This is a genomic window from Insolitispirillum peregrinum (assembly GCF_900156605.1).
Classification (GTDB): Bacteria; Pseudomonadota; Alphaproteobacteria; order Rhodospirillales; family Rhodospirillaceae; genus Insolitispirillum; species Insolitispirillum peregrinum.
Map to the genome: position 1 here is coordinate 504,355 of NZ_FTOA01000003.1, position 19,122 is coordinate 523,476.

General features: G+C 63.5%; 13 protein-coding genes and 1 tRNA gene. 3 read left to right on the forward strand and 11 right to left on the reverse strand.

The window, feature by feature from the left end; translation table 11 throughout:
- Positions 1 to 9 precede the first annotated feature (9 nt).
- A complete protein-coding gene (locus tag BW995_RS10020) occupies positions 10 to 1,758 on the reverse strand; it encodes a 2-oxoacid:acceptor oxidoreductase subunit alpha (RefSeq protein WP_076400128.1) in 1,749 nt (582 codons plus the stop codon).
- Positions 1,759 to 2,100: 342 nt separating this feature from the next.
- Here BW995_RS10020 and BW995_RS10025 point away from each other — a divergent pair, with 342 nt between their 5' ends.
- The gene (locus BW995_RS10025) at positions 2,101 to 2,343 is read left to right on the forward strand and encodes a YfhL family 4Fe-4S dicluster ferredoxin (RefSeq protein ID WP_076400130.1); all 243 of its coding nucleotides are present in this window, start codon (positions 2,101 to 2,103) and stop codon (positions 2,341 to 2,343) included.
- A gap of 131 nt (positions 2,344 to 2,474) precedes the next feature.
- Here the strand turns inward: BW995_RS10025 and ykgO are convergent, their stop codons facing one another.
- From ykgO to BW995_RS10040, 3 genes are all read right to left on the reverse strand, one after another.
- Positions 2,475 to 2,600, reverse strand: a complete 126-nt coding sequence (gene ykgO / locus BW995_RS10030; protein WP_076400132.1) for a type B 50S ribosomal protein L36 — start codon at positions 2,598 to 2,600, stop codon at positions 2,475 to 2,477.
- Positions 2,601 to 2,768: 168 nt separating this feature from the next.
- Positions 2,769 to 3,467, reverse strand: a complete 699-nt coding sequence (locus tag BW995_RS10035) for an alpha/beta fold hydrolase (protein WP_076400134.1) — start codon at positions 3,465 to 3,467, stop codon at positions 2,769 to 2,771.
- Between the two features lie 30 nt (positions 3,468 to 3,497).
- Positions 3,498 to 4,043 (reverse strand): hydrolase, encoded by a 546-nt coding sequence (locus BW995_RS10040; protein WP_076400136.1) that lies wholly within the window; start codon positions 4,041 to 4,043, stop codon positions 3,498 to 3,500.
- 138 nt (positions 4,044 to 4,181) lie between these two features.
- On the opposite strand from BW995_RS10040, the gene BW995_RS10045 reads away from it, so the two are divergent.
- Positions 4,182 to 4,409 carry a hypothetical protein gene (locus BW995_RS10045; protein WP_076400138.1) on the forward strand — a complete coding sequence of 76 codons (228 nt, stop codon included), beginning with the start codon at positions 4,182 to 4,184 and terminating at the stop codon, positions 4,407 to 4,409.
- Between the two features lie 690 nt (positions 4,410 to 5,099).
- Complete coding sequence (locus BW995_RS10050) at positions 5,100 to 7,103, forward strand: HAMP domain-containing methyl-accepting chemotaxis protein (RefSeq protein WP_175617036.1); 2,004 nt, start codon at positions 5,100 to 5,102, stop codon at positions 7,101 to 7,103.
- Positions 7,104 to 7,356: 253 nt separating this feature from the next.
- Here the strand turns inward: BW995_RS10050 and BW995_RS10055 are convergent.
- The 7 genes from BW995_RS10055 to BW995_RS10085 all read right to left on the reverse strand — a co-directional run bounded on the left by BW995_RS10055 (position 7,357) and on the right by BW995_RS10085 (position 19,093).
- Positions 7,357 to 7,433: transfer RNA gene (locus BW995_RS10055), tRNA-Pro, on the reverse strand.
- Positions 7,434 to 7,566: 133 nt separating this feature from the next.
- Entirely contained in the window at positions 7,567 to 11,250 is a 3,684-nt protein-coding gene (locus BW995_RS10060; protein WP_076400142.1) for an AAA family ATPase, read from the reverse strand.
- Complete coding sequence (locus BW995_RS10065; RefSeq protein ID WP_076400144.1) at positions 11,247 to 12,524, reverse strand: exonuclease SbcCD subunit D; 1,278 nt, start codon at positions 12,522 to 12,524, stop codon at positions 11,247 to 11,249. The genes BW995_RS10060 and BW995_RS10065 overlap by 4 nt, the downstream gene beginning before the upstream one ends.
- A 15-nt stretch (positions 12,525 to 12,539) precedes the next feature.
- Positions 12,540 to 15,185 (reverse strand): hybrid sensor histidine kinase/response regulator, encoded by a 2,646-nt coding sequence (locus BW995_RS10070; protein ID WP_076400146.1) that lies wholly within the window; start codon positions 15,183 to 15,185, stop codon positions 12,540 to 12,542.
- Positions 15,182 to 16,366, reverse strand: a complete 1,185-nt coding sequence (nosP, locus tag BW995_RS10075) for a nitric oxide-sensing protein NosP (RefSeq protein WP_076400148.1) — start codon at positions 16,364 to 16,366, stop codon at positions 15,182 to 15,184. Before nosP ends, BW995_RS10070 begins: the two co-directional genes overlap by 4 nt.
- A 138-nt stretch (positions 16,367 to 16,504) precedes the next feature.
- Entirely contained in the window at positions 16,505 to 17,683 is a 1,179-nt protein-coding gene (locus BW995_RS10080; RefSeq protein ID WP_076400150.1) for a hypothetical protein, read from the reverse strand.
- A gap of 9 nt (positions 17,684 to 17,692) precedes the next feature.
- On the reverse strand, positions 17,693 to 19,093 hold the full coding sequence (locus BW995_RS10085; protein ID WP_076400152.1) for a glycosyltransferase: 1,401 nt from the start codon (positions 19,091 to 19,093) through the stop codon (positions 17,693 to 17,695).
- Positions 19,094 to 19,122 lie beyond the last annotated feature (29 nt).

The window sequence follows — 19,122 nt, forward strand, 5'->3', positions numbered from 1 at the left end:
CGGGCGGGCTCAGGCGGCTACGCAGGCATCAGCCTGCGCCAGCGCGCCGAGGGCGGTGACGATTTCGTGTGGCCGCAGGGCCAGCGGGCCGGGGCGGTGCAGGGTGTGGACCAGCGGCGGCAGGTCGTACTGGGCGCGCAGCAGGCTGTGGAATTGGGCGCTGTGGTTCTGTTCGACCACCAGCAGCTTGCCTATCCCCTGCAAGGCCGCCACCATCCGGGCCGGGCGGGCCGGAGCCAGCAGGCGGACGGCAATCAGGCGGGCGTGCAGGCCGGTTTCGGCGGCGCGGGCCAGCGCCTCGCGCACCTGTTCGGTGATCGAGCCAAAGGTGATCACCGCCATGTCGGCATCGGGCGGGCCGCTGATTTCGGCCCACGCCGGGCCATAGTCGAACTCGGTCAGCTTGCGCAGACGCTTGTCGAGCTGCTCCTGATGATGGCGGGCCTGCGTCGAGGGTGTCCCTTTCGGACTGTGCTCCAGACCATCGGCGGTATAGGTGGTGCCTGCGGTGCCGGGAATGGCCATCGGCGAGACGCCATCGGCGGTCAGGGCATAGCGCTGATAGTCGCCCTCTGCCGCTTCGGCCCGCAAACGGTGGGCGTGAAAGTCGGGCAGGGTGGGGCGGTCAAGGACGGCGCGCGACTGCCCGGCGGCCTGATCGGACAACATGATCACCGGGCACTGGCGGGACTCGGCCAGCATTACCGACCACTGGGCGGTGAACACGCAATCGGCAATCGACAGCGGGGCGGTGACAATATGGGGGGCATCGCCGTGCAGGCCATAGACGGCGATGTTGAGGTCGGACTGCTCGGATTTGGTGGGAATGCCGGTGGACGGACCGCCGCGCATCACATCAACCACCACCACCGGCGTTTCCGAGGCCACCGCCAGCCCGAGTCCTTCGGTCATCAGGGCGAGGCCGGGGCCAGAGGTGGCAGTCAGCGACGGCACGCCGCCAAACGAGCCGCCGAGGCACATGTTGATCGAGGCCAGCTCGTCCTCGGCCTGCACCAGCGTCCCGCCGACATGGGTCAGGTTGGGAGCCAGCCATTCGAGGACTTCGGTGGCCGGGGTGATCGGATAGGCGGCGCAGAACCGCACGCCGCCGCGCAGAGCGCCCAGACCGGTGGCTTCGTTGCCGGTGATCGACCAGCGGTCCTGCCCGGCAGCAGTGGGGGGAGCCAGCGGGCGCAGGTGGCCTGCCAGAGGCTCGGCGGCCTGCATGCCCGCGTGCAGGCTGGCCAGCGACTGGGCAATGACTTCGGGGCCCTTTTTCCCCAGAACCGTGCTCAGCACCTGTTCGATGGTGGCCGCCGGAATGCCGATCGCCGCCGCCACCAGCCCGAGGGCGACCATGTTCACCCGACCGCCGGGGGTGGAACGGGCGATCTCTTTCAGAGGGACCTCAATGACGCGCGGCGACTGTTCCAGCATCAGCGCCGGAACCGGGCCCTGGACCGGGTCGCTGATGATCACCGTTTCGGCGTGCAGCGGCAGTTCCGAGGCAAAGCGTTCGATGTTGCCCCAATCGACCGCCACCAGCAGGTCATAAAAGTCATCGGGGGATTGCACCGGCTGTGGTGACAGGCGCAGCAGTGCTGCCGACTCTCCGCCGCGAATCTGCGGCCCGAGCGAGCGGCCCATCAGCCCGTACCACCCGGCACGGGCGGCGGCATCGACCAGCATTTGCCCGGCGGTCATCACGCCAGCGCCGCCACTGCCGGTCATGGCGATGGAAACGGAAGAAAAGCTCATGAGTCTCCCCCTTGAAAACGATGCGGCGCCTCTGCCTCTGCCGCAGGATCGGGCACAGGCAGCGGGCGGACTTCCCCCGTCAGGATGGCGCGGATGGGTGGGAAAGACGCGCAGGCATGGGGGATGTCGCGCACATCAGGTATAGCTGTTTTACCGGCCCAAGGCCACTGAAAAACCACCAGACGCGACAGTAGATATGAGTAATTATCGTTTTTAATGAAAGAGTTATGGGTGGTTGACAAATCGCATTGCGACCCACCGGATGCAGGCGTTCAATCGCGGGAGCGTCTGTGTCAGCCGGTCAGGGCGATGCAGGCTGGTCAGGAAAAAAAGGAGGCCGCAATGGCTTTGAGGATTGAAGACGACTGTATCGCCTGTGGGGCCTGCCCGACCGAATGCCCGAACGAGGCCATTGCGGTGGGCGATCCGGTGTACAGCATTGATCCCGACCGCTGCACCGAATGCGTTGGTGCCAATGACACGCCGCAGTGCGTCAGTGTCTGCCCGGTCGATTGCATCAAGGCTGATCCGGCGCACCGCGAAAGCCAACAGGCATTGCAGGCGAAGTATCAGGCGTTGCATTAACAAGGGGGGGCGTCAGAGCTACCCGCAGCATAACGAAAAAGCCGCCTCCTTGCGGGGGCGGCTTTTTCTGAACACGCTTCACACCAACCGGAACGGGTCATCCGAAAATGCCAAAACCGGCGGGGCGAATGTTAGCCCTGACGGACCTTCATGCGCGGGTTCTTCTTGTTAATCACGTAAACGCGGCCCTTACGACGCACGACGCGGCAATCCTTGTCGCGGGTCTTGGCCGACTTCAGCGAATTGCGAACTCGCATGATGTCGTTCCTCGGCTAACCTTAGTAAACGAAAGAGGGCGCAAAATACGCACGCCCCCGGAAAATGTCAACATCTTATGATGCCGACCTGCCTGTTTGCCAGAGAAAGCCGCTTGTCAGCGACAAGGCGACTCTTTCTGCGCGAAAGGCCCCCTTTCCTAGCCTTCTTTAACGCTGAAGCCAATAGCGAAATAATGCCGTCACCGCGTGGGGCTGTTCCATGGTCGACAGATGGCCGCAGTCGTCAACCTCGACCAGCACGCCAGCGGGCAGGGCATCGACCATTTCCTGATGGACCTTTGGCGGGGTCAGGGCATCCTGCCGCCCGCACAGACACAGGGTTGGCACGGTGATGCGGGCCAGATCGGCGCGGCCATCCACCCGGCTGAGAATGGCTTGCTGCTGGCGGGCAAAGGCAGCCAGACCGACCCGTTCGGCCATCGCGCGCACCCGGTGTGTCAGGGCGTCATCGTGCAGGCGGTCAGGGTGAACCAGTACCGGCAGCAACTGATCGGCAATCTGTGCCATCGAGCCGGACTGTGCCTGCGCGACCAGCGCCCGCCGCTGGTCGGACTGTTCGGGGCGGTCGGCGCGGGCATTGGTATCGAGCAGGGCCAGCCGGGTAACGCGGTGGGGGGCTTGCCGCATGACCTCCTGCGCCACATAGCCGCCCATCGACAGACCGGCGAGGGCAAACGGTCCCTCGACCGAGTCCAGCAGACGGCGGGCCATGCCGCTGATGCTGTCATCCTGCGTGGTGTCGGCAATGATGATGGTGGCGCAATCGGCCAGACCGCTGATCTGGGCAGCAAACAGGTCGTCATCGGTCAACAGGCCGGGGACCAGAACCACAGTGGGCAGGCTCATCGGGAAAGACTCCAGAGAGAAAAGGGAGGATCACTTGATCAACTGGTTGAGAACAGTGCGGAACTGCGGATCATCGCCTCGACCCAACCACTCGAACAGCACCATTTCCGTGCTGACCACATCAATGCCGTTCTGCGCCATGCGGGCCAGTGCCAGGTCCTTGTCTTTGCGTCGCCGCGACGAACAGGCGTCTTCGACCACAAACACCTGATATCCCGCTGCCTGCAGGCCAAGGCAGGTTTGCTGCACGCAGACATGGGCCTCGATTCCTGCCACCACCACCTGTGGGCGGTCCAATTGTTTCAGGCGATCAGTGAACACCGGCTCGCCCGTGCAGGAGAAGGTGATTTTTTCGATGGTGGCGGTGGTGTCGTAATAGGGGCGCAGATCGGCCATCGTCGGGCCGATACCTTTGGAATATTGCTCGGTAACGATCACCGGCACCTCCAGATGGGCCGCGCCGCGCAGCAGGCGGCTGGAGTTATAGATCACCTCGCGCGGGTCATCCATCACCGGGCACAGCTTTTCCTGAACATCAACAATCACGCAACACGAACGGGCGCGCTCGATCACCATCAGTCTGCTCCTTGATCGACATTCTTTCCGGGACTGGTTTCATCATAAACTTTACACAGGTTTAATGCCCAGTTCATTAGGAGGGATTCCGGGCAGAGGGTACCTTGTTTCCTGTAATCCCCAGTTCCGAGTCCCGCCATGACCGCTTCCGCGTCCCGCTTTACCGCCCGTTCGGTCCTTTCCGGCCTGCGCGATATTTTCATCCGCTTTTTACTGCCCTTGCTGATTCTGGGGGCTTTGCTGGAGGGAATCGAGCTGCTGCTGGAAATGTTCAATGTCCACAGTGACATGACCAACTGGCTGCGCACCGCTGTCATGCCGCTGTACCTGTTGATTGCAATGCTGGGCATGCGAAAGAAAAAATAAGCGGCAGGACGGCGGCGGGCGAGAGCCTTTTGCCGCCCGTCAAGGATATCGACAGGACGGCGTGCAAGGCGCATTCCTGAAACCCGATGCAGTAGTTCCCCAACAAGATTTTATTGATGGATGCGAGGTTGTCGCAGCCATTTCCCTATCTTCGGTGAGGATGGGGTTATTTTTGTTTGTCGATAACGTTAGTATTTCCTCTTATTGTTCGTGTATTAATTGAAAGTTATTGATTGTATTTTTGGAATATATCTTCTTGTGCCAATTTATGCGTAATTATTTAACTATTTATTGTATTCTGATTGGTAAGTTGACAAATATTTTATGGATGAATTGTGTAAAATGAGAAGTGTAACAAGATGTCGTTGCTGTTTAAATATTCACATATATTCAATCATTTGTCTTATCCTAATATTAGGGGTGTGGCTGAGGCTTAAGTCCTTGGAATTAGTCGTTCTTAGTTTTGTGTTTCTTTGCTCGGCCATCAGTTGTATTTTCACGCAGAGAATGTGGTTTTTGCTCTGTCGCTTTTGTTTGCGGCCTCTGCTCTGGAGCGGGGCAGGGCCGCACTGGCGACAGGCTGGCGGTAAAATAATACAGGGATGATGTGGGGAGAGGCCCTGTTCGGGCTTGCGGGATAATGGACCGCGCATCCCTATCCATGGGAAGGCAACGACGATGATCCAGTTTATGGCGCGTTTTAAAATCGGCATCCGCATTGGCGTGGGATTCACGGTGGTGCTGCTGCTGTTGGCGATAGAAGTTGCTCTGTCGTATCGCTCGGGAAGTGCTTCGGTTGCGTCGCTGGAGAACTATAACCGGGTTGCCGGAAATGCGGTTCTGATTGGTCAGGTGGATGCCAATGTCGGGCAAATGCGGCGCCTTGCCCTCAGCTATCTTTATAGTGGCGATCCGGCCACCGCTACGGCGGTACGGGCCACGCGGGACCAGTTGACCCGTGACCTGGACAGTCTGCTGCAAAGCACCCGTGCGGAGTCCCGCAAGGAACGCTATCGCCGCCTGCAAGGCATTCTGGCCGATTACATGCGCAACTTTGATAGCCTGGAACAGCTGCGGGCAGACAAGGAACGGCTGTTCGATCAGGACATGGTCGGGCCGGGGATGCAGGCCGCCACCGCCATCGGCACCCTGTTGGGGCAGTCCCTGAGCAACGGCACAATGGATGTGGCGGCACGGGCAGGGGCGCTGCAGGAGGCCCTGCTCAGCCTGCGCCTGAACGTCTATCGCTATGCCAATACCCCGAAGGCCGAACAGGCCGCTGAAGTCGAGCGGTTGTATGGCGTCTTCAAGGAGCGGCATGCGGCGCTGGTGACCCTGCTGAACGGCGCATCCCTGTCCGCAATGCAGGATGTCAGCGGCCAGATGGATCGTTACATGACCGCGTTCAAGACCTTTGCCCAGCGCGGACAGGACTTGCACAAACTGTCGATGATCGACATGCCGCAGCAGGCCAAGGTTTTTAGTGATGTGTCGGTCGAAGCCCTGAAGGTCGCCCAGGACCGGATGCAGGAAGAACGGGTGTCGGCAACGCGCTTGATTGAGGGTAACCAGTCCGACAGCCTGATGCTGGGGATTGCCGCTCTGGTGCTCGGGGTCTCGATGGCCGGGGTGATTGCCTTTGGCATCACCGACCCGATTCACCGGATGGCGCGGGCGATGGGCAGTCTGGCCGGCGGGGATCTGGAGACCGATGTTCCGGCGCTGGATTTCAAGGATGAAGTTGGCGAGATGGCGCAGGCGGTGGAGGTGTTCAAGGAAAACGCCCAGCGGGTGCGCCAGATGGAAGCCGAACAGCATCTGGCCGAAGAGCGTGCCGCCGAGGAAAAGCGCCGCCTGATGAACCAGTTGGCAGATTCGTTCCAAAGCAGTGTCGGGCATGTGGTGGAAACGGTCAGCTCGGCGGCAACCGAACTGCAGGCCACCGCCCAGACGATGGCCGCGATTGCCGAAGAAACCGAGCGTCAGTCCGAGGCGGTGAGCGTGGCCTCGGAACAGGCCAGTGCCAACGTCCAGACGGTGGCCTCGGCCGCCGAGGAACTGTCCAGCTCGATCAGTGAAATTGGTCGGCAGGTGCAGCATTCCAGTGAAATCACCAGCCGGGCGGCGGAAAAGGCAGCCACCACCCACGAGGTGATGAAGGGGCTGTCCACCAGCGCCTCGCAGATTGGCGAAGTGGTCAACATGATCACCGACATTGCCGAGCAAACCAACCTGCTGGCGCTGAATGCCACCATCGAGGCGGCGCGGGCCGGTGATGCGGGCAAGGGCTTTGCCGTGGTGGCCAATGAGGTGAAAAACCTCGCCAGCCAGACGGGCCGGGCGACCGAGGAAATTTCGCGCCAGATTGCCAGCGTACAGTCGGAAACCCAGCACGCGGTGGCGGCGATTGATGAAATCGTCGGTATCATCGAGGACATCAATCAGGTGGCCTCGTCGATTGCCACGGCGGTGGAGCAGCAGAACGCCGCCACGCGGGAAATCGCCCGCAACGTCGAGCAGGCGGCGGCTGGGACCGGCGAAGTGTCAAGCAACATTCAAGGCGTCAGTCAGGCCGCCGGAGAGGCTGGTGCCGCTTCGGAACAGGTGGTGGCCGCTTCGCAGGAACTGGCACAAAATGCCGCCATCCTGCAACAGGAAGTGAGCAGCTTTGTGTCGCGGGTGCGGGCATCGTAAGGTGGAGGGCATTACTGCGAGAAGGATGCAGGACACGACAAACAGAAACCGGGATCATGGAGCGCTGCTCCACACCTCGCCGGGGCCCTTGAGGCCCCGGACCCCGTTACTTTGATTTTTAAAGAAAAATGGGGGATCGGGGGCATTGGCCCCCGAACGGGCTCGGGCGGTAGCCCGCACTGACCTTGCCAATTGTCGTGAAAAACGACAACAAAAAACGCCCCGGTTCCGAAGAACGCGGGGCGTTTTTGAGTGGTCGGAGTGAGAGGATTCGAACCTCCGGCCCCCGCCTCCCGAAGACGGTGCTCTACCAGGCTGAGCTACACTCCGTCACAGGCACAACAGCTTTTGGTGGGAGGCTTTCGGGAGAAGCGTTCCCGCTGTCGTGGGGCGCTTTATAGCGACTGGAAAACGGCTTGGCAAGCAAAATACGCGCCCTGCACAGAAGTGAGGAGAGCGGTGGTTATGCCCTCTGCACCTCGACCATGCTGCGGCCTCCGCCCTGCTTGCTGATGCGCACCTGCACCCCGATGCGGTCGATCATTGCCTGAACGTGCGAAATGATCCCGACCTTGCGGCCCGAGGCTTGCAGGGTTTCAAGGGCGGCGATGGCAATGTCCAGACTTTCGGCATCCAGCGCCCCGAACCCTTCATCAATGAACAGGCTTTCGGTCAGGCTGTGAGCGCCGGTCATGCTGGCCAATCCCAAGGCCAGCGCCAGCGACACCAGAAACCGCTCTCCGCCGGACAGGTTGGCGACGGCGCGCACGTCGTCGGCCATGTCGCGGTCGATCACGTCCAGATCCAGCCCGTCGCCACTGGCCCGCTGCAACAGATAGCGCGGGGTCAGGTCGGCCAGATGGTGGTTGGCGAGCAGCAACAGCCGGTCGAGCGTCAGCCCTTGGGCAAACATGCGGAACTTCTTGCCATCCGCCGAGCCGATCAGATCGGCCATGGCCTTCCACAGGTCGGCGCACTGTTGCTGTTCACCGATCCGCTGGCGGATTTCGGCGCTGGCGGCGCGGTTGCGGTCATCATCGGCCAGCCGTTGGCGCAGCAGGCCAAGCTGGTTTTGGGCCTGATCGCGTTCGCTTTGCCGCTGGGGCAGCAAGACCTGCAACTCTTCGGCGCTGATCGTCGGCGCGCCGCTTGCCAGATGGGCGGCCTGTTCGCGCAGTCGTTCATCGTGGAGCGTGCGGGTGCGGGTTTCCTGATCGCGCAGGTCTTGCTGCCGCTGTTCGGCGGCAGCCAGCCAGCCGCTGTCGCGGGCGCTGTGGGCGGCCTCAATGTCGGCCAGCGTCAGGGCGGCGGCGTTCAGCAACCGGTCGCACTGTTCGGTGGCATGGGTCAGATCGGCGGCGGCCTGCTGGCAGGCGGTTTCCAGTGTGCTGAGGCGGGCAGACAGGGCGGCCAGCGCATCCCGGCTGTCAGACAGGGTTTGTTGTGCCTGTTCCATCCGCTGCTGACTGCTGGCCTGAGCACCTTCCATAGCCTGCCGGACCTCGCTGGTCGGACGGCCCTCGAACAGCGGCGCGCGTTCCTGCTGCAGGGCATGGAGGGCTTGCTGTTCCTGCTCCACCCGCTGGCGCTGCTGGGCGTCGCTGGCCTGTGCGGCCTTGTGGTCGCCCTCGGCCCGTTCGCAGGACAAATCCAGTGCTGCCAGCGTCTCGATGGCGGTATCCCGCGCGGTGACGGTACTGTGCCATTGCCCGGCGATCTGCCGGATGCGCTCGGCCAGTCGTTGCGGGGCGGCAAGATCATCGTCCCAACCGGGCAGGACGGCGCAGGGGGCGGCCAGTTTCTGCTGGCTGGCCGCCATGACCTCTGCCGTCTGCTGGCGGTTCTGGCGGCTGGCCTCAAGCGCAGCCTGCAGGCTGATCACCGTCTGTCCGATCCCGGCATGCTGCTGTCGCACCTCATGCTCATGCCCCTGAAGCGTGCTCAGGCGCTGGCGGCTGGCCTGTAGATCAGCTTCGTAGCGCAGCAGGCTTTGCCAGTCAGCCTCCAGCGCGCTCCGTGCCTGTTGGCTGGCCTGCTGTGGTGCGGACAGATCACAGGACGGTGACAGCGCGGCGGGCAACGGCGCGGGCAGCAGGGGGGCCGCCTGTTGCCGCAGCTCAAGCCATTGGGCCGAGGCCTGTTCCTGCTCGTGGCGCAGGGCACGCCGGTCGGCCTGCACCACCGCCAATTGCTGATCGGCGGCGACATGGGCGGCGCGGGCGCTGGCCTGTTGCTGGATCAGCTCTTGCTGCTGTTGGCGCTGGTGGGCGACCTGTTCGCGCAGGGGGGCCAGCACCGGCAGCAGGGCGGCCTGAATCTGCTCGGTGGCGTGCTCGCGGGCGCCGCAGACCGGGCACGGCTCGCCGGGGTGCAGGTGCTGGCGCAGGATGTCGGCCTGCTCGCTGGCGGCGGCTTCGGCGCGGCGGAGGGTCTGTTCGGCGGTCTGGAGCTGGCTGACCAGCCTGCCAAGGGTCTGTGTGCAGTCCTGTTCCTGCTGGCGGGCAGCGTGACCCTCGGCGGTGTGGGCCTGTTCGCGCCGGGCCAATTTGTCATCCTGCTCTGCCCGCGCCGCCGTCGCCGCCAACAGTGCCGCGAGCTGATCCAGCAGGCGGGTGGTTTGCTCCAGATGCTCCCGTTGCCGTTCCAGTTGCGGGCGGTTGAGGCTGGCCAACTGGTGTTCCAGCCGCTGGACCGCCTGCTGTTCCTCGCGCACGGCGGTTTCGGCAGCCTGCAGGCGGTCTGCACTGGCCGCTTGCTCCTGCTGCTGCTGGTGCAAGCGGCTGAGGGCTTCGGCCTCGGCCTGTTCCGCTTTCTGATGCTGGTCATGGGCGGCGCTGTAGCGGGTCAGCTCGTCCAGCCAGCGGTCGGCCTGTTCGGCCAGCAGACGGTGGCCGTGGTGCCGGTCCAGCCAGTCACGCTGGCGGGCCAGATCATCGGCGCATTCAGCCCGCCGGGCCAGCACCGCCTGCCGGTCTTCGTGGCGTTGCATCAGCACGCTGGCACTGGCGGCGGCGGCCTGCATGGCCTGCTGCAGACGGTGGCGGCTATCACTCAGGCGGCTGTCCAGCACACTGGCCTGCTCCAGCACCGGCTGGGCCAGCCGCAAGGATTCGGTGGCGGTGCTGGCCTGCTCGCGGGCCTGCTGCCATGCCGTTTCCGCCTGTTGGCGGGCCTGTTCGGCCTGCTGGTGGGCGGTGCGGGTGGTGGTGATGTCATCCTGCAGGCGGCGGCTGTCGGCCTGACGGCGCTCGACCTCCTGCACCTGCGGGATCAGCGGCAAGGCGCGATGACAGGCGGCGATGCGGTCGCGTTCCGGCTGGCCGAGCTGCTGCTGTTGCTGGACCGTGACCAGTGCCTGTTCGGCCTGCTGCAACCGCTCGGCCAGATCGCGGGCGGTCTGATACCACTGGCTTTCCCGCTGCAACCCTTCGACCGCTTCACTCAACTGCTGAAGCTGCCCGCTGTGCTGCTCCAGCTCCTGCTCCACCGCAGCCCGGCTGTCATCATCCAGCGCGTTGATGCGGTCCAGTTCGGCGCGCAGGGTGGTCAGGCGAATGTCTTCTTCCTTGTTGCGCTCAAAGGTGGCTTTGGAAATTTCCCCATAGATGCGGGTGCCGGTCATCAGCTCCAGCAGGCTGGCGCGCTCGTCCGGCTTGGCGCGCAAAAAGGCGTCAAAGTCGTTTTGTGCCAGCAGGACCGAGCGGCGGAACTGCTGATAATCAAGTCCAACCTTGTCCTGAATGGCGTGCAGGGTTTCCCGCTTGCGGCCAGCAATGACGGTGCCGCTGGACAGGTCGGTGAGCGAGAGTTCTTGTGCTTGTAACGCGCCGTTCGGCTTGTTTCTGGCCCGCCGAACCTTCCAGCTGGCGCAATAGCGACCGCCGTCCCGCCCGCGGAACTCGACTTCGGCAAAGCCTTCGCCGGTGCCATGGCGCAGTGCCGAACGGACATCCGCCCCCGACGGCAGGCGCGGCATCTCGTCATACAGCGCCAGACAGAGGGCATCAAGCAGGGTGCTTTTCCCGGCCCCGGTCGGGCCGGTGATGGCAAACAGACCGGCGTGGGCCAGCGGCTCGGCCTCGAAGTCGATGCTGATTTCCCCCGCCAGACTGGTCAGGTTGCGAATGCGCAGGGCAAGGATTTTCATGCGGGCTCTCCGCCGTGCTCAACCTGTTCCAGAATGCTGCGGAATGCCTCCAGATAGGCGGTGGGAGGATCGTTCTGAAATTTCTGGCGATAGCGCTGGGCAAAAACCTCTTCCGGGTGAACCTGTTCGAGATCGGGCAGGCTGTCGGGAGTGATGGCGGTATCGGAGGCTTCGCCGACCTTGTCGATGCGCGCCAGCCGGACCGCCTTGCCGCTGAGGGCCTCTTCGACGTCGCGGCGCAGGCCGGGTTGCGGGCCGCTGGCGCTGACCGCCAGATGCAGATAGGGCCACAGGCCGCGCGGCAGGACGGGGGTTTGCTCCTTGTCATGGGGCAGGGCACGGATGGCGGCAATCACCTGTTCCACCGGGGCGGTGCCTTGGGCCGGGATGCGCAGGATGTCAACCGGACGCGGAACCGGCAGGGGGGTGATGGTGACATTCTGCGGGCCGTGCAGGTCAACCAGCACCACCTGATGACGATAGGCCCGCTCGCTGACCGACAGCGGAAACGGCGAGCCGGAATAGCGCACCGTCTCTCGGCCGCCGACCCGCTGGGCCTTGTGCAGATGGCCGAGGGCGGCATAGCTGACCGAGGACGGGAAAATATCGACCGGCAGGGCGTGCTGATTGCCGCCCAGAATGCGCCGTTCGGACAGCTCCGACAGCTCGCTGCCGGTCATGTAGCAATGGCCGGTGGCAATCAACGCCTGATCGGCGGTGCAGCGGGCGGCAACGGCGGCGCACAGGTCGGCATAGACCTGTCGCACGCCCCAGATCAGCGGATCGGGGCTGTCGTCGCTGTCGTCCTGTGGCGGCGGGCAGGGCGGCAAATCGGCTTGTCGCAGGAACGGGACAGCGGCGCACCACGCCCGGACGGTGCCATCGGCATTATGCAGCGGCACCGCCACCGCATCGGCATCCAGTTGCCCGTCGGCGGTGCGGCGCAGGCTGCCGACCACTCGCACCCCAAAGGCATCCAGTAGCGGGCCGGGGGCTTCCAGACGACCGGCAGAGTCATGGTTGCCGCCGATCAGCACGATATCCAGCCGGGGCAGCCGCTGCCGGACGGTGGCGATGAACTGGTACAGTTGGCGCTGGGCGCTGATCGGCGGGTTCTGGCTGTCGTAGATGTCACCGGCGACGATCAGGGCATCGACCTGCTGACTGACCAGTGTGTCGGCCAGCCAGTCGAGAAAGGCGGCATGCTCTGCCTCACGCGGGAAGCCGTGGAAGTCCTGACCCAGATGCCAGTCGGAGGTATGAAGAAGACGCACCGTTCCGCCTTTTGCTCAATCCGTGCCGCCCCTTTGTCCCAGCATGTGCGCCAGCAGGCTGCGCAGGCGAGCCGGACGAAGCGGCTTGTTCAGCAAGTGATAGCCGACCTCGCGGATTTCTGCCAGCAAATCAGGCGAGTGATTGGCGGTGATCACCACCGCCGGGATAGGGTGGTCGCACGCCTGCTGGACGGCGACAATGGCATCCAGCCCGACGGCATCATCATCCAGATGATAGTCGGCCAGAATGGCATCGGGGGTTCCGTGCAGGCGGACGACCGCCACCGCATCGGCTTCGCACAGGGCGGCGAGGACCGTACAGCCCCAGCCTTCCAGCAGGGCGCGCATGGCGTCCTGAATGGCGATTTCGTTTTCGACCACCAGAATGCGTGCGCCCTGCAACGAAGCATTTTGCCCACAGGCTGGCACCGGCGGCGGTGGCGGCAGGGGGGTGGCGTGGGTGGTGGGAAGGACGATCCCGAACAGGCTGCCCTTGCCGGGGGTTGATTTCACCACCAGCGGATGGCCGAGCATGCGGGCGATGCGCTTGACGATCGCCAGCCCCAGCCCCATGCCCTTTTCCGCCCGGTCTGACGGGGTATTGAGGCGGCGAAATTCCTCGAAAATCTCGTCAAGCTTGTCTTCGGCGATGCCGTGGCCGGTGTCCCAGACGCCCAGCATGACGGTATTGCCCAGACGGCGGCAGCCAACGACAATCCGCCCGCTCTGGGTGTAGCGCAGGGCGTTGCTGATGAAATTGCGCAGGATGCGGGCCAGCAGGCGCGGGTCACTGTGAACGGTCAACGAGCAGGGAACCGAGCGCAAATCAAGCCCTCGGCTGCGGGCCAGCATCAGATGTTCATTGATCATCGAGTCCATCAGGCTGGCCAGCCCGAAGTCCTTTTCTTCGACGGTCAGCACGCCCGCATCGAGCTTCGAGATATCGAGCAGGGCGGTCAGCAGTTCATCCACCGAGTCCAGCGCCGCCAGCGAGCTTTTCACCAGACTGGCATTGCGCGGGGCCAGACGACGTTCGGACAGGGCGGCAATGAACACCCGGGCTGCGTTCAGCGGTTGCAACAGGTCGTGGCTGGCGGCGGCAAGGAAGCGGGTTTTCGAGACGTTGGCGAGGTCTGCCTCGCCCTTGGCGGCGGCCAGTTCGAGGTTGGCGGTGCTCAGTTCGGCGGTGCGTTCTTCGACCCGTCGTTCAAGGCTTTCCTTGGCCTCGCGCAGTTGCTCGTCGGCCTTGCGTCGCTCGGTGATGTCCTGGATCAGGGCGAAAAAGCCCGGCACGCTGCCGTCGGCGGCAATGTGGGGGACATAGGTGGCCAGCGCATACTGCACGCCCGCCTGTCCCATTGGCATGGTCATCTCGAACACCGAGCCTTCCCCGGCCAGCGCCAGCTCGACATAGTTGGCCCGCAGGTCGTACAGCTCGGCTCCCAGCACGTCGCGCATCGGGCGGCCGTTGATTTCGTCCAGCGGACGACGGAACCATTCCTCGTACACCCGGTTGGTGAAACGATAGATGCACTCCTTGTCAACGTAGGCGATCAGCGCCGGAATGGCGTCGGTTACAAGGCGCATCCGCCGTTCGCTGTCGCGCAGGGCTTCTTCGGACTGTTTGCGCTCGGTGATGTCGGTGTAGGTGGTGATGAAGCCACCATCCGGCATGTGGTTGCGGCGGATTTCCAGAATGCGGCCATCGCCGGTGGTATATTCCAGACAGGCCGGAGCCCCCAGCGGGCGGTGGTCATCATCCTGCAACCGCAGTGTGCCAAGGGAGTCCACCCGGAACTGGGCCTGCATGGCGGCCAGAATCAGGAATTGCCGCAGCGATGTTCCAGCCCAGGCCAGAGTGCCCGGCACCCCCAGCATGTGCAGGAACGGCTGGTTCCAGGTCACCAGCCGGTTGGTGGAATCAAACACCGCCACCCCTTGCGACAGGTTGTCGAGGGTGGCTTGCAGCAGGATGGACTTTTGCGCCAGCTCGCGTTCCCGCCGCCGCCGTTCGCTCAGCTTGATTTCGGTGATGTCGGTGTACAGGCTGACGATGCCGCCATCACGGGTGCGGCGTTCGCTGACCTGCACCCACTGGCCGTTGCGGAACTGGATAACGAACGGCTCGCCGGGCAGGCTGTGGCTGGCCATCCGCCGCTGCAACCAGCTTTCCGGCCCGTTGTCGGGGTCGGCAATGATCCCGGCCCGCATCGCCCGCCGAACCAGTTCGACGAACGGTGTGCCGGGAACCATCCATTGTTCCATGCCGGGCAGCAGCTCGCGGTATTTGCTGTTGGTCAGGGCCAGCCGGTCGTGGGCATCGCACAGCACAAAGCCTTCGTTGATGCTTTCAATGGCTTCACTGAGCAGCTTTTTGGCCTGTTCTTCTTCTTCCTTGGCCAGATGCAGGGCGTGGTTGGTGGCCTCCAGATCGGCCAGCGCCTGTTGCAGTTCTCCGGTGCGCTCACGGACCTTGCTTTCCAGCACGATGGCGGTCTGGAACAGGGAAAAGGCGTTGCCCTGAAAATCCATGCTGCGTTCGACCCGGTTCATCAGAACCTTGTTGATCTTGCGCAGCTTGGCATTTTCCCGCTCCAGCCGGGCGATGGTCTGGTCGGCGGTTTCCGGCAGCGGAGGGGAGGACGGGGCGGGGGAGATCATGCCGGCTCCTCAGCGCAGGTAGGGCGGGCAAGGTGGGAGGCATCGCCGATGGCGACGCCGGTAAAGGTCTGGTTGACATGCATGGCGTGGTACTGCTCGCCATAGGTGGCAAAGCCGATTACATGGTTGTCCTGCATCATTTTGCTGATCAGTGGCTTCAGGCCGTTTTCGTTCATTTCCAGCGAGCGGAAAATGCAGTCAAAGCCCAGAATCAGCCGGGGCGCACCAATGTCGCGGCGCAATCGGGTGAACAGTTGCTCGAGGTTCTCCGCCAGATCGACTCCCTTGGCGACGGTCAGCACGATGCCCTCGTCAATGGCGCAGAAAAAGGTCAGGCTTTCGTCGCTGTTGACCTTTTGAATCGAGCGGACAAAGTTCTGCCCGCCGACCCGCACCACCACCGGGTGGGTGGCAAATACCATCGGCGTCAGCGGAATGCCGTCCATGCCGATGGCGCGGGCATATTCCTGCGCCGCCGGTTCGGCATTGATTTCCCGCACCACCCGCGAAATGGGATCGGCATCGGTCACTACCATTTTCTGCTCTCCGGCAATGAAATGCTCGGTCTTGAACACCCGGAATGGCAGCCGGGTTGCGATCAGGACCATCAGCCCCAGATCGTGATGAAAGGTTCCCTCATACAAGACGTGCGTTTGCTGGAACCGCAAATTATCCCCCGCCGAGCCGCCAAACAGCGGGATTTCCCCCAGCGCGGCATGCAACGAGCTGACCACCGCTTCTTCGCAGCCACACAGGCCATCAATCAGGGTGAAGGCAAACATCCGCTGACGGCTCAGGGCCGGGTCTTGCCGGGCGATATCCTGAACCGCCCGGCGGACCACATCCTGCCCACGGTTGACGGTAAAGGATTTCAGTTCGCCGATCGGGACCGCGGACACCACAAAATTCGGCCCGCCCAGACTGACGCCGGTCACCGCGCCGCTCAGATAGCCCGCAGTGGTGATTTCCCCGGCGGTGGTGCAGCCGATGATCGGGACCGAGGGGCCAAACAGGCGGGTCAGGGCATCGGCCAGCCGGGGCAGGTCGATATCGGCCCGGCTGAACAGGATGACCACCCGCAGGTCTTCCTGAAACAGGCTGGCGTACAGGTCGGCTGCAATCTGCTCGGCATCATCGGACAGCGACAAGGCCGTGCGGATACCCTCCGTAGCGTGAGGCACGACGTACTCTCCCTGTTTCTGTGCTATCCGGCTTTTGTTGTTTCGGGCCGTTTATTGCGAGCCTCAGGATCTGGTTTTGCTGCATTGTCCTTGCGAAAACCGGAGCCCACGTTTCGCACAATGCGGTACCGGGGGATATCAGGCAAGGGACGGTTGTTGCCATACGACTTTTGTCGGAGTGATCAGGTCGGCAATGGCTTTCTGGATCTCACCGCGCGAGGCCGTGCCGGTGCGCAGGGACCAGATTTGCCGTGCGGTTTCGATTTCGACCGTGGGCGGATGGATGACGCCGGGGACGGGACGGATGGCCAGAATATGTTCCAGCGGGATGGCAACCGTTTTGTCCCGCCACAGCAGTGAGCCGATGGTCAGGGTGAGGGTTTGACCATCGCAGGTCCAGCCATCCTGTTTGTGCCAGTAACGCCAATGCAGTGCCCAGACTGTCATCGGCAGCAGAGCCGCCACCAGCAGCCCGAGGGGGCCGCCCCAAAAGGCCCCGACCGGCAAGGCGAACAGCAGGATCAGCCAGCGATCCCGGATGTCCCCCCATCCCGAGCGAAGGGGGATCGCGGGAAAGCGGTGTTGCACCGGGGCCAGCGGCAGGGACAGCCCGAGGGATTGCAGAAGACCAAGTTCGGCGGTGTGCGCGGGCTGCCGCTGCCAGCTCTGGCCGCCGGGGCGTTCGAGCAAAACCGGCAACCCGAGCAGGTCGGCGGCCTGATGCTGAACATGCGGCAGCCCGGCGGACTGGCGGGCGACGGCCAGCGGAACGCTGAGCGACGGGTCATGGCGATGGACCAGCACCACCATCCACCAGCGGTGCGTCCAGCTGTAAAGCGGCAGGTGCCGCTGGACCGAGCCGCTCCAGCGGGCGATCCCCAGATAGTCATCCAGCGGGCAGTCAAGCTGCCTGCCGCACAGAAAAGCGGTTCGCCAGTGCAGGGTGACGCCCTGCGGCGTGGCGTGAATGCGCAGTGAACGGTGGACGTGCTGGTACAGGACAACGGCCAGCCCCAGGGCTGCGAAGACCAGCGCCGCACCGCCGATGGCCGGAAGCCCCAGCAGCCGCCACAGACAGAGCAGCAGGGCGATGGTGCTGGCCGTGGCGACAAACAGCGGCAGCCAGCGCAGGGCAATGGTGCCCCGCAGGCTGCTGTATGGTCCGGCCAGAGTGCTTTCGGCCACAAACGGCGCAATCCGGCTTTGCAGATGGAGGGCCGTCAGCAGGTGGTCAACCTGTTGCCACAGGGTGTCTGCCGTTACCGGACGCAGGGCGTCGGGCAGCGTCCACAGCCAGGGAGGACCGTGATGCGCCATCCGCCTGTGTTACCCCGCATCAACCGCAACCGGTGCGGTAAACAGCCAGCCGCCCCGACCCCGCCAGCCGGGCCTGGACGGATCACGCTGGATGGTCGGGTTGGCATCCTGAAGTCGAAGGCTCATCATCGCCATGCCGAGCGGGATCAGGCTGTCCATGGTGGCGTTGGCAAGGACCAGAAACCGCGCAGGGCAGGGCGTCCGGCTGGCGGCCATCTCGGTCAGGTCGGCAACGGTGGCAATCAGGGCGGTGCGGGATGGATCACTGGCGTTGGTCGACAGCCGGACCGTGTTAAGGTCGCTAAAGTCAGCGCGCTGCTGTTGCGGGATGCGTTCGCTGAACGTTACCTCGCGGATCAACTCGAGCCGTTGTAGTTCCTGAATGGTCTGATAGGTCGCCGCGCGGAATTCCAGCGTGTCGGGGTCGCAGCGTTCATTGCTGCGCGGGTCATGCTGCTGGGCAGCCTGTGCGCACTGCTGCGCCTGTTGAGCGTCTCCCAGCGCATAGTCCAGAAATGTCTGGCGACGGCGGGATTCCGAAAACAGGCTTTGATAGCGTTCATGCCCGGCGCGGGCGATGGCAAGGCAGTCATCCGGGCGGGCAAGGTAATAGCGTGCCTTGTCGAGCAAATCCTGATCATCGTCATAGGTAATCAGGTGCTGGCCATCGGTAAAGTGCTGATCCAGCCCGCTGGCCAGTGCCAGCCGGTCGGTCAGCAGGCAGGCACCGGCAGACAGGGCTTCGAACACCCGCATGTTCAGGTCGCCGTTCAGGCTGCAATTAAAGGTCAGCTGGGCTTTGGCATAGCGTTTGGCCGCGTTGTGGGTGGCATCGGCTCCGGCGCTGACCGGTAATCCCTGCTCGATCAGCAGCTGCAACAACCGGCCCCGGCGGCTGTGCTGGGAGCTGGTCTGGCCGACAAAGACGATGTGCGGCTGCCGCTGCTCGGCAAAGGGAACCCCGAAGTCACGCACATTCAGGTTCAGGTGGCAGGCAACCGGTTCCAGGCCGGCCTTGGCAAACCAGTGCAGATGATGGGGGTCGTGGGTGACCGACAGACGGTGGTAGCGCTCTTCACGGGCATAACGCAGCAGATCGGTAACCGGGGCTGCCCCGTGGTGGGTATCGGCAATCAGCAAGACCGTCGGACAGGGCAGGCTGTCCACATGGCGGGGCACGGAGCCAAACCATGCATCGACCAGCGCCACAAACAGGTCGGGGACAAAATCGGCCGGCAAGGTGCGCAGCACCAGGCGCATGTCAAATTCCTGTCCGGTCCGGCGCGACAGCGGGCGCCCGTCCGGGGTGTCGGCATCGGGGTAATTCGGCCCGATGATTACCTGTTCGGCTGACAAGGGAAGGGGGGGGATGTAGCTGCTATGACCGTGAGTGGCATAAAGGATGCGCATTCTGTGCCTCTGCCTGCCGATACCATATC

Excerpts from the sequence above, each read along its gene's own strand:
- BW995_RS10020 (WP_076400128.1), bottom strand. The coding sequence starts at position 1,758 with ATGAGCTTTTCTTCCGTTTCCATCGCCATGACCGGCAGTGGCGGCGCT.
- BW995_RS10025 (WP_076400130.1), top strand. The coding sequence starts at position 2,101 with ATGGCTTTGAGGATTGAAGACGACTGTATCGCCTGTGGGGCCTGCCCG.
- ykgO (WP_076400132.1), bottom strand. The coding sequence starts at position 2,600 with ATGCGAGTTCGCAATTCGCTGAAGTCGGCCAAGACCCGCGACAAGGAT.
- BW995_RS10035 (WP_076400134.1), bottom strand. The coding sequence starts at position 3,467 with ATGAGCCTGCCCACTGTGGTTCTGGTCCCCGGCCTGTTGACCGATGAC.
- BW995_RS10040 (WP_076400136.1), bottom strand. The coding sequence starts at position 4,043 with ATGGTGATCGAGCGCGCCCGTTCGTGTTGCGTGATTGTTGATGTTCAG.
- BW995_RS10045 (WP_076400138.1), top strand. The coding sequence starts at position 4,182 with ATGACCGCTTCCGCGTCCCGCTTTACCGCCCGTTCGGTCCTTTCCGGC.
- BW995_RS10050 (WP_175617036.1), top strand. The coding sequence starts at position 5,100 with ATGGCGCGTTTTAAAATCGGCATCCGCATTGGCGTGGGATTCACGGTG.
- BW995_RS10060 (WP_076400142.1), bottom strand. The coding sequence starts at position 11,250 with ATGAAAATCCTTGCCCTGCGCATTCGCAACCTGACCAGTCTGGCGGGG.
- BW995_RS10070 (WP_076400146.1), bottom strand. The coding sequence starts at position 15,185 with ATGATCTCCCCCGCCCCGTCCTCCCCTCCGCTGCCGGAAACCGCCGAC.
- BW995_RS10080 (WP_076400150.1), bottom strand. The coding sequence starts at position 17,683 with ATGGCGCATCACGGTCCTCCCTGGCTGTGGACGCTGCCCGACGCCCTG.
- BW995_RS10085 (WP_076400152.1), bottom strand. The coding sequence starts at position 19,093 with ATGCGCATCCTTTATGCCACTCACGGTCATAGCAGCTACATCCCCCCC.